The organism is Corynebacterium sp. LaCa_23 (assembly GCF_058182375.1).
In genome coordinates this window covers 309865-334324 of the sequence record NZ_CP190825.1, presented here as the reverse complement: position 1 = coordinate 334324, position 24460 = coordinate 309865, and the positions used below count along the sequence as shown (strand labels likewise).

Genomic DNA, 24460 nt, shown 5'->3' with positions numbered 1-24460 from the left:
CACCAGCTTCCTAAGGCAACGCTTCGGCCCGCCACCCCCGCCGCGAATTGCCTACCGACCTGTCTACCACTCAGCCCGCCCAAGAATTAATTTCACGCCTGCCCGGGGTGTTCCGGCTGGCGAGCGCGCCCTGCCAGCACCAAGCTGCCGCCGGTGCATATTTCGCCGACACTCTTGCTGATAGACTTCATTGTCTATTATGACGATTCCGCTTGGTCTATAAGCTAGAAGGTAGGGCTCCGCGTTGACCGATAAAACTTCATCCATCGCGCTGATTGGACTTGGCCCCCGCGGCATTTCCGTCCTCGAGCGCCTCGTGGCACAACTCAATACCGTGTCCCACCCGCCAGAGAAGCTAACGCTGCACCTTATCGATGATGCCCAGCACGGCGGCGGCAAGATTTGGGATATCAACCAGCCCAAATACCTGTGCATGAATACCTTCGCGCACGGCATGACGCTGTTTTCTGAGCCCAACTCCACGGTGGAGGCCCCAGTGGTGGAAGGCCCCACCATCTACGAGTGGATCCGCCTGACGCTTGGCGGTGCCCACGTGTCCCCCGGCGCCCGCGATTACGTCGCCGCCCATCCGCTGGATCCGCAGGTGCTTGAGGAATTCGGCCGCGCAGAACTGGAGAAGCTGCGCCCCGAATCCTATTTGCCGCGCGCGCTATACGGCCACTACATCCTGTGGGTCTTCCGCTCCGTCTTGCAGGATGTACCAGGCTGGGTAGAGGTCAAGCAACACCACGCCCGCGTGGTGGATATTGCTTCCCGCGATGGCGCGGATATTTTGTACCTCACCGACGACACCACCGTTGAAGCAGGCTCCACCTTGGCGGTTACGGGCTGGCAGAACCAGGGTTATACCGAAAACGAGCGGTGGATTCTCAGGATCTTGGAAGAAAACCCCAGCCTGCGCTGGATCCGCGCCGATAACCCCATTGACCAGGGCGTTGACTCCATTAAGGACAATGAGAAGGTCCTCGTGCGCGGGCTTGGCATGGGCTTTTTCGATATCCTCATCCTGTCTACGGTGGGCCGCGGCGGTAAATTCGTCGAGGATTCCTCCAAGCCTTGGGGCATGCGCTATGAAGCCACCGGCACCGAGCCCACTTTTGCGGCCGCCTCCCGGCGCGGCTATCCCTTCCTGCCGCAATCCGATGAAGGATCGCTGCCACCGGCAGCGAAAATCCCGCGCCTGAAAAAGGTCGTCGCCGAGCTGTCCCACCGCACGGGCCCGCGCTCCATCAACTATGACACTGAGGTGTGGCCTGCAGTCGCCCGCGATGCCTACCAGGCCTATATCGATACCCTCGTCCGCGTCGAGCCGGAGAGCCTGCGCACCTCCCGCGAGGACATCATTGCCGCCCTCGATGCCACCCCGGTGGATGCAGGGGTGGCCTATAACGGCCTAGCCCAACTGGATGAGGTCATTAAGCGCCATACCACCAAGGATTTCAGCCTGCTGCGCTGGATGCACCTGCTCACGGAGGATTTTTCCAGCCAGCAGGAGCTCACCGAGCACATCGTGCAGAGCCTGTGCGAGGACCTGGCAGAGGCCCAAAAAGGCCCGGATAGTCCGGTGCGCGCCGCCCTGTGGTCGGTCGGTTTCTCCCGCAAACCCACCCAGGTCCTCGGCGCCGAGGGTCGCTATACCTTGGAGTCGCGCCACCACATGTTTGATAAGGCCATTACCTTGGGCCAAACCACGTGCTCCGGCCCGCCGCCCTTCCGCACGCAGCAATTGCTGGCGCTTGTCGATGCCGGCATCGTCAGCTTCGTCGGCGGCAACCCCGTCTTGGGCACGAATGCCGATGCCGACGAATGGACCATGAGCTCCAGCGCATCCGGCGGCAAGCGCATCCCGGGCACCACGCTTCTCGATGCCTGGGTACACAAGCCCGACATCCGCCGCACCCCTCACGATTCCTTCATGCACTCCCTCGTGGAATCCGGGCGCGTGCGCGCGTTTACGGAAACCGCAAGCGATGGCATCGAGGTACCCACCGGCTCGCCTGCTGAGGACCCCGATACCCGCCAGGTCCACAACGCCGACGGCACGGTGGATAAGCGCCTGCACCTCGTGGGAATCCCCGCCCACGCCGAGTACCCGGATACCACCTTGGCCCCGCCCATTCCGGGCACGGATTCGTGGTTCATCCAGGAAGCCGATAAGGCCGCCGTGCACGCGGCCCAGGTAGCACTCGCGGGGCAAGCGTAGCTAGCAGCGAGGGGGCAGGCAACCGCCTGCCCATTACGCTGTTAGCAGTTCCGTTCAGAGGAGCCCAGGATTCATACTCCTAGCCCCATGCTGGGGCAGGTTATGTTTATCTGCGTTCGGACCTGACCCCCATTTGGTGGACACCTGATATCCAGCCCAGTCGGACTGGGAAGAAAGGTAATCTACCACCATGTCCAGGTACTCCGAACAGTTCAAACGCGATGCCGTAGCCCTCTATGAGAACAACGAGGATCTCTCGCTGAACTCAGCATCAGCAGAGCTCGGTATCAACCGTGCCTCGCTACATTCTTGGGTCAAAAAGTACGGCACTGGCAAACGTGCCCGCATAAAGGCCGTGCACGATAAAGCCCAAGCGGCGAATGATTCTGCGCGAATCCGACAGCTAGAAAAAGAAGTCTCTAAGCTGCGCGAAGAACGCGACATCCTGCGTAAGGCCGCGAAGTATTTTGCCGAAGAGACTCACTGGTGATCCGCTTCCAGTTTGTCGATGACCACCGAACCGAGTACTCGGCTCACACGGATGTGCCACGTGTTAAAGCTGAATCGTTCCTCGTTTTACAAGTGGGTGAGCACCCGTAAAAAACGCAGGTTAAAGATGTGTTCCGATGCCCTTATTGGTGCAAGAATAAAGACCATCTTTGAAGTGTCCCAGGTTTTGTTCCGTTTGAGTAGATGGGAAAATCTGGAACATGCCGAGAAAATTTGACCAGGATGCGAAGGATCGTGTGGTCCGTCTCGTGGAGGACCGCATCTTGGCGGAAAATATGTCGATGCACCCCGCGTGCCAGGCAGTAGCTCCAAAGCTGGGGGTTTCATGGCACACAGCTCGTCAATGGACTTAAGCCTGCCCGCCGTGCAGGAAACATCCCAGAACCTGTATCTGAAGATTTGGCCGCCGAAAATGCCAGGCTACGTCGTGAAAATCAAGAGCTCCGCGATACTAATGAGTTGTTGAAGGCTGCCTCGGCTTTTTTCGCCTCATGACTCGACCCGAAACGTTAAGAAATGATCCGGTTCATCGATGAAAACCGGAATCGTTTCTCTGTCGAGTTCATCTGCACTGGCGTTGAAAAATAACCGGGCTGGTGGGTTTATCACCTCGCGTGGGTATCGCCAGTCCAAGGCTCGCGGGTTAAGTGCTCGTCGACTTCGTGATGCTGCGTTGGTTGAACGCATTAGTGCTGTTCATAGAGATAATTACGGTGTCTTAGGTGTGCGGAAAATGTGGCATGCTCTTCGCCGTGAAGGAATCGATATCGGTCGTGAACACACCGCCCGACTGATGCGCCTGGCTGGCGTTTCTGGCAAAGGCACAGGCGGATCACCGATTACAACCCGAAAAGCTAACGTGCCTGATTTGCGCCCGGACTTGGTTGAGCGTGAATTTAAAGCTCAAGGACCGAATAAGCTGTGGGTGGCTGACATTACCTATGTACGGACACGAAAAGGATTCGTCTACACCGCGTTTGTCACCGACGTCTACTCCCGGCGGATCGTCGGGTGGGCGCTGTCAGATTCGATGCGGACCGAAGCTTTGCCGCTGCAAGCACTCAACCAAGCGATTGTGAGTGCTGAGGAAACAACAGGTCTCATTCACCATTCGGATCACGGCTCGCAGTACGTCAGCGTTGTCTACAACGAGCGACTTACCCGGCACGGCATTGACGCTTCCACCGGAAGTGTCGGTGACTTATATGACAATGCTCTGGCTGAAAACGTTAACGGCCCCTCACAAGAACGAGCTAGTCCATACCCGCAGGTGGGATGACGTTGTAGAGGTAGAAATCGCGACGTTCGAGTGGGTGTCATGGTGGAACGAGACAAGGCTCCACCAAAGCCTGGGATACCGAACCCGGTCGAGGTGGAAACCGAGTTTTGGAAGCAGAACCCGCAACAGGCAATAATGGAAAACAAGGCAAATGCCTAGGAACAAAACTCGGGGCACTTCACTTCCCGGCACAACAAGGTCAAATTTTTCTTGGCTACATTCCCGGAGTAGGGCCAGGGCCCATGGATCGGAAATGCTCCCGTCTTCGTTAGCTGAGATGGCATACGGCGGGTTAGCAGTAGCAACCTCTACGTCCCTTTTTTGGCGCAGGGTTGCCACCAGATCGGCGCCACTTGAAGAATCATCAACTACTAATATTTTCATTTTTCCGTGTTCCCCACATTGCTTGGCTTATGGTTATTGCCACAATGAGCATCAACAAAGTTAACTGAATTGGTTCGACTTGAGAGCCCAATGCCACCTCGGTAGCCATCACCACGGCCGGAAGGGCCGCGATGATCAGTGCCGAGATGAAAGGCGGCGCTAAGGTAATTCCCCACTGCAAGAGCAGGATAGGAAAAGTAATGCACATCACCGATAGCAGGACGATTGACAGGGTAGAGCCTCGAAGCATCTCCGCTTCCACGGAAAAGAAAGCCACGAGACCGCTAATAATCCAAGCTAAGTGAAACCTCACTGCTGCAATCGTGAGAACGCTGTTCCCTTGTTCAGTAGCCCAGCGCGAGGAGTAAAGCACTCCTACCGCAGAAATTCCTGCGCCTACAGCTAGAGCGAAACCCAGATAAGACTGGGGTGAACTGCTTCCCGTTCCTAGGAGGAAAAACATAGAGCCAGAACCACTACTGCAGTTGTTGACACCAATGAACTGCTGAGTCTTCTGGCCGACCAAGTCATTATTACTGCGACAATAAAAGGGCCGACTCCTGTTTCGATGACACTTGCTGCAGTGGGCTGCATCAAAGTAGTGGAAACATAGAATAAGCAGAAAGCGCCCGCAGTAAACAGATTGAGGCTTGCTGCAGTTGTCATTTTCATGGGGGGATGCGGTGTTTCCGTAGCTCGGTATTTTCTACGATAAAACGCTAAATAGACCACTGTGGAGATAATCGCCGCGATAAGAAACGCTGAAAACGTAGTAAAAGTAGATAGCTCTGGGTCTACTTGGGCTCCGACTATCGCAGTGCCGATTCCTTGCCATAGGACAGCTAGGGCTACGATAACCGCCCCTACACCTGGTTTATTGGACTGGATCATAAAACCTTACCCTCAAAATCCGTAAAGTTAACTTAATAGGTGCTGTTGCAAAGTTGGGCGGAGAGCAGCGAAGACTCAGTTTCTCATTCCCTGACGGCCGCTGCGTGTGGGCGTTGTTAGGCCATCTCGAAGACCCGGTTGACGATCACCGCGTCCGGGTTCGGTTGCCCGTAGGCAAACATCGTACCTAGCCCTTTCCGCAATGAGTGCATCGCCTCCATCCCTTTCAACGTCCGATATGCAGATGTCCGGTTCTTAAACGCGCCTTTCGGCCCGAGAATCCGCTTCAGCCGACCATGGTCGCCTTCCAGGATGTTGTTGAGGTATTTCACCTGCCGGTGTTCCACTGTTGGCGGGCAGATTCCCTCTGACTTCAACTCGGCGATTGCCCTGGCTAGGGAGGGTGCTTTATCGGCGTTGATCACTCTGGGATACCCGGCTGACGCATTGGATCTGACGGCCTTGGCCAGGAAACACTTCGCTGCGGCCACGTTCCGATTCGAAGAGAGGTAAAAGTCCAGGGTCTGGCCACCGGCGGTGATCGCCCGATAGAGGTAGCACCACCTGCCGCCGACCCGGATATAGGTCTCATCCACCCGCCAGGAACTGGCCTGCCAGTCAGGTACCTGCCGGTACCACCGTGTTTGCTTGTCCAGCTCAGGCGCGCATTTCTGGACCCAGCGGTAGATCCTGGTGTGATCGACCGGCACGCCCCGCTGAAGTCATCATTTCCTCCAGATCGCGGTAGCTCACCCCGTAGCGGCAGTACCACCGCACTGCCCACAGAATGATGTCACGGGGGGAAATGACGACCCGAGAAGATACCCATGGCTGTGATTATTTCACCTCGCTCTTCCTACTGCCCCAACTTTGCAACAGCACCCAGCAACCTAAAGTCAACACACCCCCAACAAGCCCACCCACGAAGTTGACAACCTATATAGGAACATCCTCTCGCTCTAGCCGTTTTCGAGCAGCCCAAGGAGCCGTTCGCGCAGCTCATTTTTGCGCTCCACCACCGCGGAGTCATCGCTGCCGCTGCGCGGGCGGGGCAGCCCAACTTCAATGTCCTCGATGATGGTGGCCTCTGGCCCCGGCGACATGACCACAATGCGATCCGAGAGCAATACTGCCTCATCCACGTCGTGGGTAACCATGACCACCGTGCGGCGGTTTTCTTCCCACACATTTAGCAGCAACGACTGCAGCTGGCGGCGGGTTAGCGCATCCAATGCGCCGAAGGGTTCATCGAGCAATAAGATATCCGAGCCGATGGCGAAGGCGCGCGCCAAACCGACGCACTGCTGCATGCCTCCGGATAACCGCGACGGGCGCCGGTCGGCCGCATGGCCCAAGCTGACCTCGTCGAGGAAGTCCTGCGCAATCTTGCTGCGCTCTGCCTTCGATAGCTCCGGGCGGGCCGATCGCAGCCCGAATTCGATATTCCCGCGCGCCGTCATCCAGGGCAGGAGCGCGTGATTTTGAAATACCACGCCGCGGTCAGGACCTGGGCCGGTCACGGCCTCTCCTCGCGCGCGCACCTCGCCGGTAGAGGGGAATGCCAGGCCCGCGATCATATTCAGCATGGTGGATTTGCCGGAGCCCGATGGCCCCAGCACGGACACGAACTCGCCTTCCCCAATGGATACTGAAGTTTCCCCAATGATCTTCGTTGGGCCGTAGCTTTTGGTAATACCAGCAAATTCGATATGGGCATTAGTCATAGCGCACCACTTTCTGCAGGGAGGCAACGAGGTAATCCAGAGCCAATCCGATGACACCGATTAAGACGATGACCACGACGATGGCATCAATATCGAGGCGGTTCCACATATTCCAGACAAAGAAGCCGACACCTTGCCCACCGACGAGCATTTCTGCGGCCACGATGACCAACCAGGCGGTGGATAGCGATTGTCGCATGCCGGTGATAATCCCCGGCAGCGCCGCCGGCCCGACGATATAGAGGAGCTGTTGCATCCGGTTCGTGCCGAGCGTGGCCGCCAGGTTCTTATACGTGGGGTGAATCCCGCGGACGGCCTCGATGGTATTGAGCAGCGTCGGCCACAAGGCGGAGAGGATGATGACGAAGACGGCGGTATTTTCGGCATCGCGAAGCAGTGCCAGGCCTAGTGGCAGCCACGCCAGCGGGGACACGGGGCGCAGGATCTGGACAAAGGGATCCGTCGCGCGGCGGAAGGTAGTAGAAGATCCCAGCCAAAAGCCCAGCGGAATGGCTATCACCATGGCGATGGCAAAGCCGATGAGCACGCGGCGCAGGGAAGCCACCATGTGCCAAAAGATGCCCACCGAGGCCGGCCCATCCCGGTAGAAGGGATCAGAAAGGATCTCTACGGCCCTGTCCCAGGTGCGCGCGGGAGTGGGGGCGATATCGGAAAGCCAGCCCGCAGCCGCGACCGCCTGCCAGATGGCGATGAAGGCAATGAAAAGCGCAATACCCAGGCCTATTGCCTTCCACGGGCTCTCCCGCCGCTTCTTCCGGCTGGCGGTGCGGCCCGAATGGGGCGCTGCGGTGTGAGTGCCAGTGGAGTGCGCTGTGCTGGTGCTAGTGCTGTGATTTTTCAGTGTGGTCATAAGCGTGGGGGTCCTTAACGCTGGTACCCGGCGGTGGGGTGCAGGGGATCGAAGGTATGGCCGTTGATTTCCACTGGGTCCGTAGTGAGATCGGCCTCGCGCGGCAAGACGGATTTTGTGACGTCTATGAGCGCTTGATCATCCATCGGCATTGCCTTTCCGCCCAGATCCCAGCGGGCCATTTGGGCGGCCATCCACGTAATTGCGGTGGCAGAGGTGCTGCCGCCGAACTTAATCATCTGTGGATCCACCATGTCCTTGCCGTCCCAGGTGGTGTAGTTTCCGGCCAGCGCCCGCGAGATCAGCTCTTCCTTCTGATTCAGGTACTTCTCCTTGGCCAGCATGGAGGCCGATTCGTGGACGTGGTGCGGGCTATCGACGTACTGCGCGCCTTCGTGCAGCGCCGCGACTACGCGGTCGCGCACGTCCCGGTCCACTTCCTTCGCCACGGCCACCGAGCAGCACGGGTGGTTATCCCACATCTGGCGGGTGGGAACAAAGGCGCGGCCTGAGCCGGTAGTTAGAGCGCGCTGGTTGAAGGGCTCTGGGCCAATGAAGCCGTCGATAGTACCTACCGAAAGTTGCGCCACCATATCGGCCGGGCGCAACAGGCGCAGCTCCACATCAGAGACCGGATCCACCCCGCCGGCCACGAGGTAATCGCGCAGCAAGAGGGCATGCACGGAGTATTCAAAAGGAATGCCTAGCACCATGCCCTCGAGGTCCGCGGGCCGCGACACGGTATCCAGGTGGGAAGTGGACAAGGTCAGTGCCTGCCCATTGGTGTTTTGCGTAAAGGCCAACTCGGTAGGCCGGGAGGCATTGGTGGCACCGGCATCGATGGCCAGCGGCCTGGGCGAGAGCATGTGCGCCACGTCTAATGCGCCGGTGGCATAGGCGGTCCAGAGGTCTGCCCATCCCGCGAATTTACGCAGCTCAACGTTGAGGCCCTGCTTTGCGAAGGCGCCCAGGCCGTCGGCGGCGACCAGCGGGGACGCGCACGCGATGGGTACGAATCCGATGGTGAGGGTTTCCTCGCCCTGCCCGGATTGTCCAGACTGGGGCTTGTCCTCCTGCCGCGGCGTGGAACATGCGGATAGCACCTGCGAGCCTACTGCTACCCCGCCCATTGCCACTGCGCTGCGCAGTATCTGCCGTCGCGACAGCTTCCGATTGTGAACCATGCGTTCTTTCTAAGATAGACCAAGTGGTTTGTTCAGAACGAACCTAGGCTAGGCACACTACGGTGTCAATTTCTAAATTCACAGGTCAGGAAATGTGGTGCACACATTTATATTCACTCTAGACCTGGCGTTCTCTACAAAATAGACCCCTTGTTCTAGATTTATATTTGTCTTCGCGTTACCATGGCGCCATCAGTTAATAAACATCTGATACAAGGAGCAATTTAATGTCTGATCTCACACCGAACCACAAAGAAGGCGACGCTCTCGAGCCCATTGACGGCGAGAAGCTCAACGACCTAGCACAGAAGAACATCGACAACCCTGAGGGAGCCAAGAAGCACGTCCGCTCCCACACTGAGGCTGACGGTTTCTTCCGCAATAACACCACCGTGCGCGACCACACCATCAAGGTGGGCGAGCCTTTGCCGCTGCTTGGCGATGACTCCGCGCCCAACCCCACTGAGGTCGCCCAGGCCGGTCTTGGCGCCTGCATCAACGTTGGCATCCAGGCCATCGCTCAGCACCGCGGCGTTACCCTGACCAAGCTGGAGCTCGACATCGTTGGCGACATCGACCTCTCCCCAACCTGGGGCGTTGGTGACTTGGGCGAGGACAAGCGCCCGGGCGTTTCCGACGTCAACGTTAAGGTCAACATCGACGGCGACGCCGACCAGGACACCCTGCAGAAGATCGTGGACGACGCCATCAAGTGGTCCCCGGTTGTTAATACCTACACCCGCCCGGCCAACCTCACTCACGAGTTGGTCTAAGGTTTAGATAGATAAAAGCGCCTGGCAAGTGCCAGGCGCTTTTCTTATGCTTTCAGGCGCAACTACAGGTGCTGCCACGATTCCCGGAGGCGCTCGAACCACCACTCGCGGCGATCGGCCGGCGCGGCTAGGTCGGACAGACGGTCCGGTTCTGGGGCGAGGATCTCAGCGCGCAGGTGCCCGTCGTGTAGCTGGCGTGGCGCGGTGACATCTTCTTCGAAAAGGATGCCCGTGGCCAGGCCTGCTGCGGCCGGAGTGACGTCAATATCCTCGTCATCATAGATTTGCGGCAGCGCCGCCACTGCCGCCAAGCCCATATTGATGCCAATGGAAGTATCCAGCGCCGAGGCCACCGTAATATCCATATGCCGTTCGCGCAGGTGCTGTGTCACGTCGAGGACGCGGCGCACCCCGCCCAGCGGCGCGGGTTTGACCACCGCCACATCAGCTGCCTGCAGATCCGCCACGCGGTACGGATCCTCAACCTTGCGAATGGATTCATCCGCGGCCACGCGCACAAAAAGTCCGTTGCGCATGAGCTGCCTGCGCACCTCCACCAGTTCTTCCGCGCTCGCGCAGGGTTGTTCCATGTAGTCCAACGGCATGAGCGCCTGGGCGGCCTCTACCGCTTCGGCCACACTCCAGCCGCCATTGGCATCCACGCGCAGCACCGGGATAACGCCCCGGGCACTCACGTGTTCGCGGACGGCGTGGACGCGTGCGATGTCATCGGCAAGCGTCTGGCCCTTCTCCGCCACCTTGATCTTGAACGTCCGGCAGCCGGGGTAGCGATCCACAATCGCCGGGACCTCACTGGCGGGAACGGCGGGAATGGTGGCATTGACCTCTACCCATTCGCGGACGGGCTTAGGAAAACCCTCGTAAGCGGCTTCCAACCCGGCGCGCAGCCACGCGGCCGATTCCGCGGGCCCGTATTCCAGGAACGGCGCAAATTCACCCCAACCGGCAGGCCCTTCAATCAGCAACGCCTCCCGCGTGGTGATGCCGCGAAACTTCACGGCCAGCGGGAGGGAGACTACGTGGGCGCGGTCGAGCACGTCATCAATGTTCATGGATTCATACTATCTGCCTTACTTACCCATGCCTAAGTAAGAACACTTCAGCACATACAGCCCGGTATATTCATTTTATACTAACCCCTAAAGGGGGAAATTTTCATCGCGTCAACAAATCCAGTAGATAACCAGATAAGCTGTATCTCGAGAATTGAACCTCAGTAAGCGTCGGCTCGTTTCCGGCGTTGAATGCTCCAGCCGAACCTTCGGGTTCGGCTTTTCTTAGATCTGGAAGGCTTATCCTGCCGGTGGGCCACCTCGCTGCAGCGAGGTGGCCCTCTTTCACACCTAGTCCCCATCTTGCAGAACCGGCACATCTGACATATTATACTTCACATGAGGGGTGATTAGCCCTATACAAGTAGAGAAGGATGGGTCACGTCAGATGGGCGCGGCACTAGTGAACTGGACGAGGTGGACTTGGTGCGCATCCTCTTCGAGGACGACGAACTTCAACGAATGGCCGAGGATTCCTCCTACATCCCCAAACGATGGGGTTCGGACATCATCAAGGCATATCGCAAGAAAATCCAAATCCTGAGGGGAGCCGTGGATGAACGCGACCTGCGGGCCATGCGGTCGTTACATCTGGAACAACTGAAAGGCGACCGAGCCGGGACCTCTTCGATCCGCCTGAACAAGCAGTTTCGGCTCATCCTCAAATTCGCAACGAACAGCGATGGCCGCGTGGTCATCGTTATTGAAATGGTGGATTACCACTGAGAGAAGGTGAACTCATGAATACTTCAATTGCTGCGGAGCTATTCCCGGCCGGAGAGATCCTCGCTGACGAGCTGGACGCACGCGACTGGACCCAGGCCGACTTTGCCGAGGTACTCGGACGTCCGGCACAGTTTGTCTCGGAGATTATTTCCGGAAAAAAGGAGATCACGCGCGAATCCGCAGCCCAGATCGGCGCCGCCCTGGGCACCTCCGCGGAATTCTGGCTTAACGTCCAGGACTCCTACCTGCTATGGAAGCAGTCCCAGGACGACCGTACGCAGGACAACCTCAACGCCGTGAAAACCCGCGCACAGTTACGAGAGTTAGCCCCCGTCTCTCTGCTCGTCAAGCGGGGATACATCACCGCCACCGACGTACAAAGTCAGGCATGCGAGGTGCTGAACTTATTTGGCAAGAAATCCTTTGAAGATCCCTTGGGAATAAGCTTCGCCGCCCGCCGTAGTAACCGCGAGGAAAATGTCACCGTTTTGCAGGAAGCGTGGGCGGCTTGCGTTAGAGCAACTGCCAGCGTTCTCGACGCTGTCCCCTACTCCCGTAAGGCACTAGAAGACCTCGCCCGGACGCTGTCGAGTAGAGCATGTGACCCGCAGGCGTTTGCTGAGTTCCAGACTCTGTTCGCCGAGGCGGGGGTGAAACTTGTTTATGTGGAGGCTTTTCCGGGAGCAAAACTCGACGGCTGCGCCATGATGATCGACGGACACCCCGTGATTGGCATATCGGGACGAGGGAAACGGCTCGATAAGATACTATTTACCATCCTGCATGAGACAGCCCACATATTATTGGGTCACCTTGTCGATAATGGCGAGGTCATCCTCGATGACCTATCAGATGACAGTGCCAATAATGAAGCCGAGGCAGACCAGCTGGCCAGCGAACTCGTGATCTCTAGCCCTTTACCGGCGGTTCCTGATCGTGTGCACTCATCCTGGATTAAAGAACAAGCCGGCCACTTAGGGGTTCATCCCATCGCCCTGATTGGAAGGCTTCAAAAAGAGGGTAACCTGTCGTGGAAAACCACTCTCGTGCGCAACGCTCCCACCGTCATCGCTCAGCTTGAAAGCTGGAAATCACCCCTCCCAGCCTGACTGAGATTGTAAACTTCGTTCACCCACCAGCAAGACGTTTGCCTATCGGACACTGAAAGAAATGGAAGCGATGCACTCATTGTGGAAAGGATACGGTTTGCTGACGACTCCGATGCCCAAGATTTTCTTCACTACGTTTTGAAACAGTCGTATTCGGGCCAAGGGGTGGGAACCCACCCCACAAGAAGTACTATGCACGCCGCGGACGTTACCTCATTACCGACTATCTGCAGCTAGTGAGCTAACGTGAGGAATTCCCTGCCGAGCAACCACAATGTTCTCCAGGCATAGCCGCTTTGCAGGGAGGTTGTTTCTCTAAAAACTTACCGCCCCTAGGGGGCAGGGGAACCGAAGTCTATCAGGGGTAATGAGAACTGAACCCCAGCCAAAAAGATCTAATAAGTAGTGGATAAAAGCATCTTTCATCCTTAGAAACCATTGACCCCAGCCCCCACCCCGGCTACGTTGGTTCCTACCTACCCCGAAGGAGGAACCATGTTACTGGCAGAAGCATTAGCAGAGCGCGCGCAGGCGCAGGAACGGCTCAATGAGCTGCGCGAGCGCCTGCTCTCCGTCGTCCGCGTGCAGGAGGGCGATACCCCGGACGAGGATCCGGCCGAGCTTTTGCGCGAGTTGGAGGGCATTACCGGGCGCATCGATAAGCTCGTGCAGGCCATCAATGCCACGAACGTGGCCACCGATTTTGATGGCGAGAAGAACTTGATGCAGGCACTTGCGCTTCGCGATGGCCTCGTGCGCACCCGCCGCATCTACCACGACCTCGCCCAGGCCGCGGGCGCGCGCCAAGACCGCTACTCCCGCGCGGAGATTAAATTCGTGGCCACGCTGCCGGTAGCAGAGCTGCGCAAGCGGGTCGATGACCTGTCCAAGCAGTACCGGGAGCTTGATACCCGCATCCAGCAGTTGAACTGGAATACGGAACTGATAACTTCATAGCGAAGCTTTAGTCATGCCACGCCGCGCGCGTGGCGGTAGCCTTTACGCACTTGCAGCGAGTATGCCCCCGCCTTCGAGGGGAAATTCGAGGACATCTAGGCACCCTTTGGCGTTAAAGGGTTGAGGAAGTTCGAGTCTTCCCACCGTATTGATGACCGCGCCGGCACAGGGTACACGGGTACATTGCGGGTAACCCCTCGCAGTTATTGAGTATCGATCATTACCAGCATGCTGGGCAGTGCGTAGAGGTGAGGGTTGGGAATGGGGACTAAACTTTTTCGCGCCCACTATGCTGGGCGCTATGAGCGAGCAGAAGAAATACAGCACCGATAATCCATTCCGCGAGGAATTGTGGCGCCCGGTTGAGGGCTTTGGGGATCTCACGGACGTCACCTATCACCGCCTGGCGGCAGACGGGCGCAAGAATGGCATCGTGCGCATCGCCATCGACAGGCCAGAGGTGCGCAATGCCTTCCGGCCGCACACCGTGGATGAGCTGTACCGTACCTTGGATCACGCCCGCCGCACGCCGGATGTGGGCACGATCTTGCTTACCGGCAATGGCCCATCGCAAAAAGATGGGGGTTGGGCGTTTTGTTCCGGCGGTGACCAGCGCATTCGTGGGCGCTCGGGGTATCGCTATGCCACCGAGCACGCCCACGATGATGCCACGGCGGATGAGTCCAGCGTCGATGAGGCCCGGGCCAAGGTCGAAGGCGGCCGCCTGCACATCCTGGAGGTCCAGCGCCTCATCCGCACCATGCCCAAGGTGGTTATCGCCGTGGTCAATGGATGGGCCGCCGGCGGTGGGCACTCGCTGCACGTGGTCTGCGACATGACCGTGGCCTCCCGCCAGGAGGCACGCTTTAAGCAGACGGACGCGGACGTTGGATCCTTCGATGCGGGCTATGGCTCGGCCTACCTGGCCAAGATGGTGGGCCAGAAATTCGCCCGCGAGATCTTCTTTTTGGGCCGCACCTACGATGCCCAGCGCATGTATGAGATGGGCGCGGTCAATGAGGTCGCAGACCACGGCGAGCTCGAGGACGCCGCCATCCGCATGGGCCAGGAGATCAACATGAAGTCCCCCACCGCCCAGCGCATGCTGAAATTCGCGTTCAACCTCACCGATGATGGCCTGATGGGCCAGCAGGTCTTCGCCGGCGAGGCCACCCGCCTGGCCTATATGACCGATGAGGCCGTCGAGGGCAAGCAGTCTTTCTTGGACAAGCGCGAGCCCAACTGGGACGAGTTCCCTTACTACTACTAAGGAGTGCCCCGCACCGTGCTCATCGCATTCTGTATCCTGCTCGCGGTCCTCGCCGTCGCGGGCGTTCTCGGCTCCCGCGTGTGGATGCTGCGCCGCATTAAAGAGGCCGAGGCCAATAACGAGCGGCCCTTTGATCAGGAGGACACGTACCGCTGATTCCTGCATCGACTCACCCCGGCCGCAACCGGGGTTTGTCCCGCTGTGGCCTTAAGATCTAGTGCCGTGACTATCCTCGCCCCCTTGCCCGTCGACCCGCACGATCCCGCGGCCATCCTGCCGGACCTCGAATCCGCCATTGCCGGTAGGTCCTGCTTTTTGCCGCTGCCGCTTGCCGATGCCACCCGCGCCACCCTCCTGCGCAATTCCCAACGCGCCGGCGAGCCCATCGCAGAGGACATCGCGCTCGTGGTCTCCACCTCCGGGTCCACCGGCACCCCAAAGGGCGCGCAGCTAACGCCGGCCAACCTGGTGGCCAGCGCCGATGCCACCCACCAGGTCCTCGGTGGCCCTGGGCAATGGCTCTTGGCGATGCCCGCCCACCATATCGCCGGCATCCAAGTCCTCGTCCGATCCCTTGTGGCCGGGGTGGATCCGCTCTGCCTCGATCTCAGCGCGGGCTTTAATATCTCTGCCTTCGCCCGCGCCGCCGCGGAGCTTTCCCGCACTGGCGACCGCACCTACACTGCGCTCACCCCGCTGCAGCTGGCCAAGGCCATGGACTCGCAGGAGGGCATCGATGCGCTCCAGAGTTTCGATGCCATCTTGGTGGGCGGTGCCGCCATCCACCCGCGCCTGCACGCCGCGGCCGCGGACCAGGGCATCACTATCACCACCACCTACGGTTCCTCCGAGACCGCCGGCGGCTGCGTCTACGATGGCCGCCCACTGCCCGGTACGACGGCCCGCGTCCAGGACGGCCGCATCTTACTCGGCGGGCCCACCATCGCGCGGGGCTACCGCAATGCCCCAAGCCACGAGGCATTTCCCGGAAACGGGTGGTTTGCCACTTCCGATGCCGGCGTCATCGAAGATGGCATCCTCACCGTCACCGGACGCCTCGATAATGTCATCGACTCCGGCGGGTTGAAACTGCACCCAGAGGTCTTGGAACGCGAGATCCTTCGGGTGCCCGGTGTTGCCGAGGCGTGCGTCGTCGGCATCCCGCACCCGCGGCTGGGCCAAGCCATCGTGGCCGCCTATACCGGTAATGCCGAGCTTGGCGATATCTTCGAAGCCCTCGAAGACGCCGAACTCCCCCGCTGGCAGCTACCAAAAGATCTAAAGCGCCTCGCGGAATTTCCCACCACCGGTCCTGGCAAGGTTGACCGCCAGGCCGTCGCCGCCCTCTTTAACGCATAGCCCCACCGCAGGCCCCAGCCTCGACTCCGGCCCTGACTTCCTGATTGCTGTACGCCCACTACGCAGTGGCACAATGGTGGCTATGACTTCATCAGCCGGTAATTATTCCGCTACCGCACAGGATTGGATCAATGGCGCTCGCCCGCATACGTGGGCCAATGCCTTCGCACCCGTAATCGCAGGTACGGGCGCGGCCTTCGGCATTAATAGCGGGCATATCGGCCGCGCGCTGCTCGCACTCATCGTGGCGTGGGCGCTAATCATCGGCGTGAACTTTGCCAACGACTATTCCGATGGCATCCGCGGCACCGATGATGACCGCACCGGTCCGCAGCGGCTGACCGGCAGCGGGCTTGCACAACCGCGCCACGTGAAATACGCCGCCTTTGGCTGCTTCGCCGTCGCCGGCCTGGCCGGAATCATCCTGTCTCTGGCCGCTGGTGCCTGGTGGCTCATTATCATCGGTGCGCTGTGCATCGCTGGTGCGTGGTTTTATACCGGCGGCAAGAACCCCTACGGCTACCGCGGCCTGGGCGAGGTCGCCGTCTTTATATTCTTCGGCCTCGTCGCCGTGCTCGGCACTGAATTTACCCAAGCCGGCCGCATTTCCTGGACTGGCCTAGCCCTGGCCATCGGCATCGGCGCCATGAGCTCCGGGGTGAACCTGGTCAATAATATCCGCGATATTCCCTCCGATGCCGAGGCCGGCAAGATCACCCTCGCGGTGCGGCTGGGCAATAAGAACGCCCGCCTGCTGTTTACCGGCCTGCTGCTCTTGCCCTTCGTGCTTACCATCGCGGTTGCCTTCGGCAGCTGGCTCGCGCTCGCTGGTCTGGTCTACTTCCCGTTTGCACTCCGCGCGGTGCGCACCGTCAATCGCGGCGCTACCGGAGCCGAGCTCATCCCCGTGCTGGGGCTGACCGGGCGCGCCATGCTCATCTGGGCGGTGATCGAGGCCATCGCCGTCGCCCTGGTCTAGTCCGTGCCTAGGCTTGCGCGCCTAGGCCTCCGCGCGGCCTTCCAATTCGGCCTGCACCCAACGCTTGTGCGCCTTGCGTTGCGCGGAGTATTCCGCCAACGTCTGCGTGGCCTCGATGCGCCAATTTTTAAAAATCAGCATCGATAGCGGCAGGGCGACAAAGAGCGCTAAGAGCGCTGCCACGAGGACGGGGATGGGGAAATCAATCGCTACCGCCAGCAGCTCGATGACCGCGGTGAGCGCGATAAAAAGCACCACGCGCGCGAGCCCGTATTTCCATAGCGCCTTGCGGGAGCGACGGCGCAGTTCGGGGTCCGGCTTCGGTGGCTCAGGGTTGTGCGTCATGGGGGTCGATTGTACGCCGTACAGGTAGAATAATCTGCATGGGTCGACTAATCCTCCTACTGCTTTTTGTCCTCGCCGCCTACCTGGTGTGGAAGGCCTTCGGGCCATCATCCTGGAAGTCCCGCCAGGTTGAAGAACAACCGCGTTCCATCAAGGGCCCCGATGATGACGAGGAGTTCCTGTGGAACCTGGAAAAGGAGCGCTTCAAGCAGCGCCGCAAGCAGGAGGCCGAGGAAGAAAAACGCCGCCAGCGCCGCACTCGCGACGCCGACGGCAACGGTGATTCAAAGGGCCAGGACGACAACCAGGATTAATCCTTTGGCACGAACCGCATCTCAAGTCCCAGCGCTTCTGCCACGGCGGTAACCTTTTCCCACCGCACGCCTGCCCCACCGTGTTCGATGGTGTGGAGGGTGGAGCGGGAGACTTGGGCGGCATCGGCAAGCTGCTGCTGGACGATGCCCAACTCCCGCCGCCGCTGCGCAATCTGCGCGCCCAAGCCCAAGATGAGCTCGTTATCGCCGGCGGGCTTTCCCTGCTTATTGCGCGGGCTATGGTTGGTGGCCATTTAGTTCAGCCCCGCATAGGAGTGTAGGCCGGAGACCACCATATTGATGAAGAAGAGGTTGAAGATCATCACGGCCGTAGCCAAGATGTTGATCCACGGCGCGGCCTTGCGGAAGGCCGGGGTCGCACGGGCGTGCAGGTAGGCCGCATAGAGGATCCAAGTGGCAAAAGACACGGTTTCCTTCGGGTCCCAGCCCCAAGGCCGGCCCCACGCGGATTCTGCCCAAATGGCGCCCAAGATGATGCCTAGGCCCAAGGTGGGCAGGGTGATAACGCCCAAGCGGTATGCCAGGCGGTCAATCTTTGCCGCGGACGGCAGCGGATAAGCCAGCGCGCCAAAGAAGCCGCGTTCGACGTCCTTTGGCTGCCACAGGCGCAACAGGCTCAAAAGCGAGGCGATGCCGGACACGATGCCGATGGACGCGCCCAAGGACACCACCGTGACGTGAATGGGCAGCCAGTGCGATTGCAGCGCCGGCACCACCGGTGCGGAATCCGCATAAAGCTTGGTGGAACCGTAAAACATCAGCGCCAGCACCGGGGTAAGGATCCACGGCCAGACCGTGCGCCATTCCTTGCGCTGCATGGCGATATTGCCCACCAGCAGCACGCCGAAGCACACCATCAATACGTATTCGTAGAGGTTGCCAAACGGGAAACGGCCCGTGGCCAGCCCGCGCAGCACGATGGCCGCGGCGTGCAAAGCAATGCCAACCCACATCAGCGAGGTGGTCATCCCGCCGAGCTTATCCAGCTTGCGTTCCTTTTCCGCGACTTTTTCCTCGCTCGAGGTGGCGGCCGCAGACGACGCCTCAGCCTCGTAATCGGTGCTGGCAGCTGCTGCGCCCGTGCCAGTGGCGGCGTCAGAGCCGGTGGCCGCGTCTGTGCCGGTGCCAGCCCCGGTGGCGGTCCCGGCCGCGGCGCCAGCCTCGGCCCCTGCGCCGACCAATACCTTGGACGCCTCCGAGCGACCCACGCGGCGCGCCTCGATGAGGCTGCGAATGCGGCCGTAGTACAACAGCGACATAAATAGCGCGACGCAGTACACCACGAATGCGGTCTGCACCGCGAGATCCGAGAAGTTCGACAGATTCTGATCGATCTGCAAGGGAGTCCACCTAGCCTTCACACGTGCGGGATAATGCTGAATACCTTACTCATGCACACAGCGGGATCCAACTATAGTTGGATTAATCATCAGTATAGAGTTTGTCTTCTTCCACCTCATCTGGATCCGGAAGCTCCAAGAGCGCGCGGTGCAGCTCGTGGAATTCCTCGGACCAGCCGGCGCGGTCGGTGCGGGCGAGACCACCCATCTCGATGGTGGTGCCGCCGGCGGAATCCGGCCGCAGGCGAATATAGACGCGGCGGCGCTTAATCATCAATGAGGCCACCAGGGATACCAACATGATCAGCGCGGATGCCAGCACCCACTTCTGGAATGGGTCATAGGAGACCTGGTAATTAGCAAACTCATTGGCGCCGTTGAAGGTGATCTTGGTGCCATCGTCAAGCGTGACGTCATCGCCCTGGCTCAGGTTCACGCGGTCGATCTTTTGCAGCTGGCCCGAGTGTACGAGGCTTGTGTCCAGCGAGAAGAGCGACTGCGGCGTACCGGTATCGAGGCCAGCATCGCCGCGGTAAATATCGACCGCCAGCGCCGGATCATTCAGGCCTGGGTGGGAGGACTGCAAAAGCTTACCGTTCTCACCGCTCCACTCGGCCGTCGGGGCGAAGAGGCCCTGGATGGCCAGCTGGTTTTGGCGGCGCTCGAAAAGATCCGGGTACATGCCCGCAGGCGGGTCAAAGCGCAGCACGCCCGAGGACAGGAAGAAGGTCGTGTCAGTGGGCTGGAATTGGATGGTCTGCGTGCGCTTTTCACCATCCGGCCACTCCACGGTCACCGTCGGCGCATAGCCGTGGCCCTGCAAGTAGACGCGGTTTTGCGCCAGGCGCAGCGGGTGGTTGACCTTGAGCTCGTAGTCCTTCCATTCGGAAGGATCCTTATAAATATCGTCGCCTTCCGCATAAGAGACATTGGAGGTAAACATCTCCGCCTGGCCATTGGGCAGGTACTTCGCGGTGAAGTCGTGCGCGGTCATGCAGAAGGGGTGGAGCCCAGTGCCATCGAAAAGCGGCCCTGCCCGGAAGGAGTCAAAGTTCGAGGTAGAAGTATTACAAAACTCCGTGGACTGCTCCAGCGAGGTATTGCCGCCCTGCGAGCCGGACTCCGTCACCACGATGACCTGGCCCTCGTAGTTGACCAGGCGCCCGGCGGCCACGGTGACCAGGATCGCCACCAGCGCGACGTGGAAAATGAGGTTGGCCAGCTCGCGGCCGTAGCCGCGCTCGGCGGAAAAGGCGTGCACCCCGGCGCGATCCTTATCCGGGGCGTACTCGGCCACGCGCCACCTTTTCAGACGCTTGTGGATCTCCGTGCTGAGTTCTTCCTCGCTCTTATCCGAATGCCCCTCGGCGCTCAGCGGCAGGCGGTGCAGGTACTTCGGCGCGCGCGTGGGTTGAGTGCGCCACGCCTTGTAGTGATCGATGGAGCGCGGAATGATGCAGCCGATGAGCGAGACCGCCAACAGCAGGAAGATGGCTTGGAACCAGATGGAGGAAAAGACATCAAAAAGCTGCAGCTTATCGTAGATTTCCGCTACGGTGCCATTGGATTCGATGAACTCCTGCACGTTCTGCTCGTTCAGGTCGCGCTGCGGCAAGAGGGAGCCGGGGATGGCGGCGAGCGCCAGCAGGAATAGCAGGGCCAGCGCGGTGCGCATGCTGGTAAGCCAGCGCCAAGCTTTGCGGATATATTTCACGTCTCTCCTAAATGAGGGTTGCGCCGTAGTCCACGGTCCATTTCTGGATAAAGGAAATAAACTCGCCCCACAGGCCGGTAATCAGGGCAAGGCCCACGAGGATCATCGCCACGCCGCCAATGATCTGAATGGTGCGCGAGTGCTTGCGAGCCCACGAAATGGTGCGCATCGCCCGCGCGGATCCCAGGGCCACCAGCAGGAACGGCAGGCCGAGCCCCAGGCAATAGCCCACGATGAGCAGGGCGCCACGGGCCGCGGTCATGCCTTCGGTGCCAGCGGAAATGGACATAATCGCCGCCAACGTAGGGCCCAGGCACGGCGTCCAGCCCAGCGCGAAAACGCCGCCCAGAAGCGGCGCGCCCAGCCACGTGGTCCAGCGCTTCGGCGCCAGGCGCGTGTCTTTCTGCAGCGCCGGAATCGCGCCAAGAAATACCACACCCATCAAAATGGTGACGCCGCCGCCCACGCGCATCAGCGTATCGGCGTTGAGCCTAAGCGCGGAAATCGCGCCAAAGACCGAGACCGTCGCCAGCAAAAAGACCACGGTAAAGCCCAAAATAAACAGCGCTGCCGCCAGGACGACGGCCCATTGCCTGCGCTTGCCGACGCCCACCCCCAGCTTCTCGTCATAGCTCACCTCACCGCCAACAACGCTGGCGAGGTAGGAGATATAGCCAGGCACCAGCGGGATGACGCAGGGGCTGGCAAAGCTCACAAGCCCTGCCAGAGCCGCGGCAAGGATGCCGAGGATCAACGGGCCGGAGGTGGCAGCTTCGGCAAACTGACCGCCGATATTTGCTGCGTAATCCATTTATTCCTTTTCTAACTTATCCACAACTTCCATCACGTCATCGGTAGTGATGGACCGCAAGAAAACGGTAGCCGGACGGTGCTGTTTATCCAAGACGATCGTGGTCGGCACCACGGACGTAGGAACACCACCTAGCGCCGCAGCCGTCTTAAATGGTGGGTCATAGATGGAGGGATATTCCAAGCCGTTATCGTCCAAGAAGTCATTGGAGACCTGCGGGTTATAGTCGCGCACGTTAATGCCTAAGACCGTGCCCAAGTCGCGCTCTTGCAGTTCGGCGTGCACCGCCTGCAAGTCATCGGCCTCGGCGCGGCACGGCGCGCACCACTGTCCCCAGGAATTCAAGACCACGACTTCACCCTCGTAGTCACCCAGGGAAATGGTCTTATCCGTATCGCGGACGTCCGCACCGCTGAAGCTGCGCAGCGGTTTCCTATCGGCTTCCTCGTAGTGGATTTCCCGCTCCCCACCCGGGGAGATAAATTCGAACTCACCGCCGGTGGCCACCGCGTTCTGCGCATTTTCGGCGTCCTGCGTGCAGGCGGTCAGGGTCAGGGCGGTTACGGAGAGCGCGGCTGCCACAACGTGCGTTGCCGCACGGGTGCGTGTGCGTGCCATTAAATCTCCTGCGCCGGCGAGGAGTAGAAGATATCGGTGACCTGGTTATCCTCAAAGAGCAGCGAGGTTACCGAGGCCAGCGCACACTCGCGATTCCACGGCGCATGCGGCAGGCGCTGGCCCAGCACCGTGCGCTGCACCATCACGATGGGCAGCTGGTGGCTCACCAGCACGGCCTCGTGCCCCTCCGCCGCAGTATGCGCGCGGTCGACCGCCCCGAGCATGCGCTCGGCGATGCCCTCATAAGCCTCACCCCACGACGGCTCCAGCGGGTTGACCATCTTGGGCCAGTGCCGCGGGTTCCACAGCGCCGAGCGCAAACCCTTGGTGCGCAGGCCCTCGAATTGGTTACCGGACTCAATGAGCGTCTTATCGACGTCCACATTTAGCCCCGTTACCTGCGCAATCGGCCGCGCCGTCTCCTGCGCGCGCTGCAGCGGCGAGGCCGCCAAATAGGTCACATCATGATCGCGGAAGCTTTCCGCCGTCCGCGCGGCCATGGAATGCCCGCGCGAGGATAGGTGGTAGCCCGGGATGCGCCCGTACAGGATCTTGCCCGGGTTGTGTACCTCGCCATGGCGCACGAGGTGAACGATGGTGCGTGTCATGTCTCTCCTTGTTGAGTAGGCCTTGTTGCGCAGGCCTTATTGTGCGGGACGCGCTGCAGCCGCGGCCTTCGCGGCGGGCTTGAGGGCGGCATCGATGCGCTCGAAGTCGGCATCGCCAAGAGCATCAGAGACGAACCAGGTCTCGAACGCGCTCGGTGCCACGTAGATGCCGTTTTCAAGCAGCGCGTGGAAGAACGGGGCAAAGCGGAAGTTCTCCGCTGCCTGCATGTCCGCGAAGTTGCGGCCCTCGCCCTCTGCAAAGCGAATGGAGAACATGGATGCCGCGCGCTGAATGTGGTGCGCCACGCCCTCGGCCTCCAGCGCGGAGGAAATCATCGCGCCAAGCTGGTCGGCCTTTTCTTGCAGGCGGGGGTAAAGGGATTCATCGGCAAGCTGCAGCGACTTCAGGCCCGAGGCCATCGCCACCGGGTTACCGGACAAGGTGCCCGCCTGATAGACCGGACCATCCGGCGCCAGGTAGTCCATGACCTCGGCGCGACCGCCAAAGGCCGCGGCCGGCAAGCCACCGGAAACCACCTTGCCAAAGGTCACCAGGTCCGCCGCCACGCCATCGACGCCGTACCAGCCCTTGTACGAGGTGCGGAAGCCGGTCATGACCTCGTCGAGGATGAGCAGAGCGCCATCGGCATGCGCGATTTCCTTCAGTGCCGCGTTGAAGCCCTCATTCGGGGCCACGGTGCCCATATTGCCGGCAGAAGCCTCCGCAATGATGCAGGCAATCTGGCCCTCGTTCTCCGCAAAGGCCTCGCGCACCGCATCCAGATCGTTATAAGGAACGACGATGGTGTCCTTCGCCGTCGCACCCGTCACACCCGGCGAATCCGGCAGGCCAAAAGTCGCCACACCCGAGCCTGCCGAGGCCAATAGCGCATCCACGTGCCCGTGGTAGCACCCCTCAAACTTCAGCACCTTCGCGCGGCCCGTATAGCCGCGGGCCAAACGCACCGCCGACATGGTCGCCTCCGTGCCGGAGTTAACCATGCGCACCTTATCGGCCGCAGTGCGCTTGACGATTTCCTCCGCCAGCAGCGCCTCCCCCTCCGTCGGCGTGCCAAAGCTCAGCCCGCCGGTGGCAGCCCGCTGCACGACCTCCACGATTTCCGGGTGCGCATTGCCGTGGATCATCGGGCCATACGAGCTCACGAGGTCAACGTACTCATTGCCGTCGACATCCCACAGGCGCGATCCTGCGCCCCGCTCGATCACGCGGGCCTGGCCACCCACGGAGCCGAAAGCGCGCACCGGCGAGTTCACCCCGCCCGGGATCACTTTGGAGGAACGCTCGAACCACTGTTGCGACTGGGAAGTATTAGGCATGTCTGTCATTCTAGCGACTCGCGCGACATACAAAAGTT

General features: G+C 60.2%; 26 protein-coding genes and 2 pseudogenes. 14 read left to right on the top strand and 14 right to left on the bottom strand.

Annotation, left to right across the window (positions count from 1 at the left end; translation table 11 throughout):
• The first annotated feature begins 244 nt into the window (after positions 1-244).
• From ACP8IT_RS01715 to ACP8IT_RS01695, 5 genes and pseudogenes are all read left to right on the top strand, one after another.
• Complete coding sequence (locus ACP8IT_RS01715; RefSeq protein ID WP_490290283.1) at positions 245-2224, top strand: FAD/NAD(P)-binding protein; 1980 nt, start codon at positions 245-247, stop codon at positions 2222-2224.
• A gap of 190 nt (positions 2225-2414) precedes the next feature.
• Positions 2415-2714: a transposase gene (locus ACP8IT_RS01710; RefSeq protein WP_121953200.1), complete on the top strand. Its 300-nt coding sequence runs from the start codon at positions 2415-2417 to the stop codon at positions 2712-2714.
• A gap of 174 nt (positions 2715-2888) precedes the next feature.
• Positions 2889-3087 (top strand): annotated as a pseudogene (locus tag ACP8IT_RS01705) (hypothetical protein).
• Positions 3088-3266: 179 nt separating this feature from the next.
• Positions 3267-4013: an IS3 family transposase gene (locus ACP8IT_RS01700; protein ID WP_490290253.1), complete on the top strand. Its 747-nt coding sequence runs from the start codon at positions 3267-3269 to the stop codon at positions 4011-4013.
• A complete protein-coding gene (locus ACP8IT_RS01695; RefSeq protein ID WP_490290282.1) occupies positions 3940-4149 on the top strand; it encodes an integrase core domain-containing protein in 210 nt (69 codons plus the stop codon). The genes ACP8IT_RS01700 and ACP8IT_RS01695 overlap by 74 nt, the downstream gene beginning before the upstream one ends.
• A gap of 228 nt (positions 4150-4377) precedes the next feature.
• On the opposite strand, the gene ACP8IT_RS01690 is transcribed toward ACP8IT_RS01695, so the two are convergent.
• The 5 genes and pseudogenes from ACP8IT_RS01690 to ACP8IT_RS01670 all read right to left on the bottom strand — a co-directional run bounded on the left by ACP8IT_RS01690 (position 4378) and on the right by ACP8IT_RS01670 (position 9067).
• Positions 4378-4923: an EamA family transporter gene (locus ACP8IT_RS01690; protein ID WP_232207983.1), complete on the bottom strand. Its 546-nt coding sequence runs from the start codon at positions 4921-4923 to the stop codon at positions 4378-4380.
• A gap of 481 nt (positions 4924-5404) precedes the next feature.
• Positions 5405-6117: pseudogene (locus ACP8IT_RS01685) on the bottom strand (IS6 family transposase).
• Between the two features lie 130 nt (positions 6118-6247).
• Positions 6248-7012, bottom strand: a complete 765-nt coding sequence (locus ACP8IT_RS01680) for an ABC transporter ATP-binding protein (RefSeq protein ID WP_490290281.1) — start codon at positions 7010-7012, stop codon at positions 6248-6250.
• Positions 7005-7883, bottom strand: coding sequence for an ABC transporter permease (locus ACP8IT_RS01675; protein ID WP_490290280.1), 879 nt, complete (start codon positions 7881-7883; stop codon positions 7005-7007). Before ACP8IT_RS01675 ends, ACP8IT_RS01680 begins: the two co-directional genes overlap by 8 nt.
• Before the next feature lie 14 nt (positions 7884-7897).
• Positions 7898-9067, bottom strand: a complete 1170-nt coding sequence (locus ACP8IT_RS01670) for an ABC transporter substrate-binding protein (RefSeq protein WP_490290279.1) — start codon at positions 9065-9067, stop codon at positions 7898-7900.
• Between the two features lie 227 nt (positions 9068-9294).
• On the opposite strand from ACP8IT_RS01670, the gene ACP8IT_RS01665 reads away from it, so the two are divergent.
• On the top strand, positions 9295-9840 hold the full coding sequence (locus tag ACP8IT_RS01665; RefSeq protein WP_284628526.1) for an OsmC family protein: 546 nt from the start codon (positions 9295-9297) through the stop codon (positions 9838-9840).
• A 62-nt stretch (positions 9841-9902) separates the two neighbouring features.
• Here the strand turns inward: ACP8IT_RS01665 and ACP8IT_RS01660 are convergent, their stop codons facing one another.
• Entirely contained in the window at positions 9903-10913 is a 1011-nt protein-coding gene (locus ACP8IT_RS01660) for an o-succinylbenzoate synthase (RefSeq protein ID WP_490290278.1), read from the bottom strand.
• A gap of 426 nt (positions 10914-11339) precedes the next feature.
• Between ACP8IT_RS01660 and ACP8IT_RS01655 the strand changes: the two genes are divergently transcribed.
• The 7 genes from ACP8IT_RS01655 to ACP8IT_RS01625 all read left to right on the top strand — a co-directional run bounded on the left by ACP8IT_RS01655 (position 11340) and on the right by ACP8IT_RS01625 (position 17313).
• Complete coding sequence (locus tag ACP8IT_RS01655; protein WP_023030060.1) at positions 11340-11639, top strand: type II toxin-antitoxin system RelE/ParE family toxin; 300 nt, start codon at positions 11340-11342, stop codon at positions 11637-11639.
• 14 nt (positions 11640-11653) lie between these two features.
• Positions 11654-12748 (top strand): HigA family addiction module antitoxin, encoded by a 1095-nt coding sequence (locus tag ACP8IT_RS01650; RefSeq protein WP_023028234.1) that lies wholly within the window; start codon positions 11654-11656, stop codon positions 12746-12748.
• Positions 12749-13243: 495 nt separating this feature from the next.
• Entirely contained in the window at positions 13244-13705 is a 462-nt protein-coding gene (locus ACP8IT_RS01645) for a DIP1984 family protein (RefSeq protein WP_023028233.1), read from the top strand.
• Positions 13706-14006: 301 nt separating this feature from the next.
• Positions 14007-14975, top strand: coding sequence for a 1,4-dihydroxy-2-naphthoyl-CoA synthase (locus tag ACP8IT_RS01640; protein WP_034658040.1), 969 nt, complete (start codon positions 14007-14009; stop codon positions 14973-14975).
• A 15-nt stretch (positions 14976-14990) separates the two neighbouring features.
• Entirely contained in the window at positions 14991-15131 is a 141-nt protein-coding gene (locus tag ACP8IT_RS01635; protein WP_023028231.1) for a hypothetical protein, read from the top strand.
• A gap of 66 nt (positions 15132-15197) precedes the next feature.
• On the top strand, positions 15198-16334 hold the full coding sequence (gene menE, locus ACP8IT_RS01630) for an o-succinylbenzoate--CoA ligase (protein WP_490290277.1): 1137 nt from the start codon (positions 15198-15200) through the stop codon (positions 16332-16334).
• Between the two features lie 73 nt (positions 16335-16407).
• Complete coding sequence (locus ACP8IT_RS01625) at positions 16408-17313, top strand: 1,4-dihydroxy-2-naphthoate polyprenyltransferase (protein WP_490290276.1); 906 nt, start codon at positions 16408-16410, stop codon at positions 17311-17313.
• Positions 17314-17334: 21 nt separating this feature from the next.
• Here the strand turns inward: ACP8IT_RS01625 and ACP8IT_RS01620 are convergent, their stop codons facing one another.
• Complete coding sequence (locus ACP8IT_RS01620; protein ID WP_023025118.1) at positions 17335-17658, bottom strand: DUF4229 domain-containing protein; 324 nt, start codon at positions 17656-17658, stop codon at positions 17335-17337.
• A 38-nt stretch (positions 17659-17696) separates the two neighbouring features.
• Between ACP8IT_RS01620 and ACP8IT_RS01615 the strand changes: the two genes are divergently transcribed.
• Positions 17697-17972 (top strand): hypothetical protein, encoded by a 276-nt coding sequence (locus ACP8IT_RS01615; protein WP_005276761.1) that lies wholly within the window; start codon positions 17697-17699, stop codon positions 17970-17972.
• On the opposite strand, the gene ACP8IT_RS01610 is transcribed toward ACP8IT_RS01615, so the two are convergent.
• The 7 genes from ACP8IT_RS01610 to hemL all read right to left on the bottom strand — a co-directional run bounded on the left by ACP8IT_RS01610 (position 17969) and on the right by hemL (position 24431).
• Positions 17969-18226 carry a helix-turn-helix domain-containing protein gene (locus ACP8IT_RS01610; RefSeq protein ID WP_023016668.1) on the bottom strand — a complete coding sequence of 86 codons (258 nt, stop codon included), beginning with the start codon at positions 18224-18226 and terminating at the stop codon, positions 17969-17971. The genes ACP8IT_RS01615 and ACP8IT_RS01610 overlap by 4 nt on opposite strands.
• On the bottom strand, positions 18227-19333 hold the full coding sequence (gene ccsB / locus ACP8IT_RS01605) for a c-type cytochrome biogenesis protein CcsB (RefSeq protein WP_490290275.1): 1107 nt from the start codon (positions 19331-19333) through the stop codon (positions 18227-18229).
• Positions 19334-19415: 82 nt separating this feature from the next.
• Positions 19416-21047, bottom strand: a complete 1632-nt coding sequence (locus tag ACP8IT_RS01600; protein ID WP_490290274.1) for a cytochrome c biogenesis protein ResB — start codon at positions 21045-21047, stop codon at positions 19416-19418.
• 7 nt (positions 21048-21054) lie between these two features.
• Positions 21055-21858, bottom strand: a complete 804-nt coding sequence (locus ACP8IT_RS01595) for a cytochrome c biogenesis CcdA family protein (protein ID WP_490290273.1) — start codon at positions 21856-21858, stop codon at positions 21055-21057.
• The gene (locus ACP8IT_RS01590) at positions 21859-22476 is read right to left on the bottom strand and encodes a TlpA disulfide reductase family protein (RefSeq protein ID WP_490290272.1); all 618 of its coding nucleotides are present in this window, start codon (positions 22474-22476) and stop codon (positions 21859-21861) included. It lies immediately after the preceding gene.
• Positions 22476-23084 carry a histidine phosphatase family protein gene (locus ACP8IT_RS01585; RefSeq protein ID WP_023028225.1) on the bottom strand — a complete coding sequence of 203 codons (609 nt, stop codon included), beginning with the start codon at positions 23082-23084 and terminating at the stop codon, positions 22476-22478. Before ACP8IT_RS01585 ends, ACP8IT_RS01590 begins: the two co-directional genes overlap by 1 nt.
• A gap of 36 nt (positions 23085-23120) precedes the next feature.
• Entirely contained in the window at positions 23121-24431 is a 1311-nt protein-coding gene (gene hemL, locus ACP8IT_RS01580; protein WP_023016662.1) for a glutamate-1-semialdehyde 2,1-aminomutase, read from the bottom strand.
• Positions 24432-24460: the final 29 nt, after the last annotated feature.

Bases quoted from the DNA above. Each gene is read 5' to 3' on its own strand.
- ACP8IT_RS01710 (WP_121953200.1), top strand. From the start codon at position 2,415: ATGTCCAGGTACTCCGAACAGTTCAAACGCGATGCCGTAGCCCTCTAT.
- ACP8IT_RS01700 (WP_490290253.1), top strand. From the start codon at position 3,267: ATGAAAACCGGAATCGTTTCTCTGTCGAGTTCATCTGCACTGGCGTTG.
- ACP8IT_RS01695 (WP_490290282.1), top strand. From the start codon at position 3,940: ATGACAATGCTCTGGCTGAAAACGTTAACGGCCCCTCACAAGAACGAG.
- ACP8IT_RS01680 (WP_490290281.1), bottom strand. From the start codon at position 7,012: ATGACTAATGCCCATATCGAATTTGCTGGTATTACCAAAAGCTACGGC.
- ACP8IT_RS01675 (WP_490290280.1), bottom strand. From the start codon at position 7,883: ATGACCACACTGAAAAATCACAGCACTAGCACCAGCACAGCGCACTCC.
- ACP8IT_RS01670 (WP_490290279.1), bottom strand. From the start codon at position 9,067: ATGGTTCACAATCGGAAGCTGTCGCGACGGCAGATACTGCGCAGCGCA.
- ACP8IT_RS01665 (WP_284628526.1), top strand. From the start codon at position 9,295: ATGTCTGATCTCACACCGAACCACAAAGAAGGCGACGCTCTCGAGCCC.
- ACP8IT_RS01660 (WP_490290278.1), bottom strand. From the start codon at position 10,913: ATGAACATTGATGACGTGCTCGACCGCGCCCACGTAGTCTCCCTCCCG.
- ACP8IT_RS01650 (WP_023028234.1), top strand. From the start codon at position 11,654: ATGAATACTTCAATTGCTGCGGAGCTATTCCCGGCCGGAGAGATCCTC.
- ACP8IT_RS01645 (WP_023028233.1), top strand. From the start codon at position 13,244: ATGTTACTGGCAGAAGCATTAGCAGAGCGCGCGCAGGCGCAGGAACGG.
- ACP8IT_RS01640 (WP_034658040.1), top strand. From the start codon at position 14,007: ATGAGCGAGCAGAAGAAATACAGCACCGATAATCCATTCCGCGAGGAA.
- ACP8IT_RS01625 (WP_490290276.1), top strand. From the start codon at position 16,408: ATGGTGGCTATGACTTCATCAGCCGGTAATTATTCCGCTACCGCACAG.
- ACP8IT_RS01620 (WP_023025118.1), bottom strand. From the start codon at position 17,658: ATGACGCACAACCCTGAGCCACCGAAGCCGGACCCCGAACTGCGCCGT.
- ACP8IT_RS01615 (WP_005276761.1), top strand. From the start codon at position 17,697: ATGGGTCGACTAATCCTCCTACTGCTTTTTGTCCTCGCCGCCTACCTG.
- ACP8IT_RS01610 (WP_023016668.1), bottom strand. From the start codon at position 18,226: ATGGCCACCAACCATAGCCCGCGCAATAAGCAGGGAAAGCCCGCCGGC.
- ACP8IT_RS01595 (WP_490290273.1), bottom strand. From the start codon at position 21,858: ATGGATTACGCAGCAAATATCGGCGGTCAGTTTGCCGAAGCTGCCACC.
- ACP8IT_RS01590 (WP_490290272.1), bottom strand. From the start codon at position 22,476: ATGGCACGCACACGCACCCGTGCGGCAACGCACGTTGTGGCAGCCGCG.
- ACP8IT_RS01585 (WP_023028225.1), bottom strand. From the start codon at position 23,084: ATGACACGCACCATCGTTCACCTCGTGCGCCATGGCGAGGTACACAAC.
- hemL (WP_023016662.1), bottom strand. From the start codon at position 24,431: ATGACAGACATGCCTAATACTTCCCAGTCGCAACAGTGGTTCGAGCGT.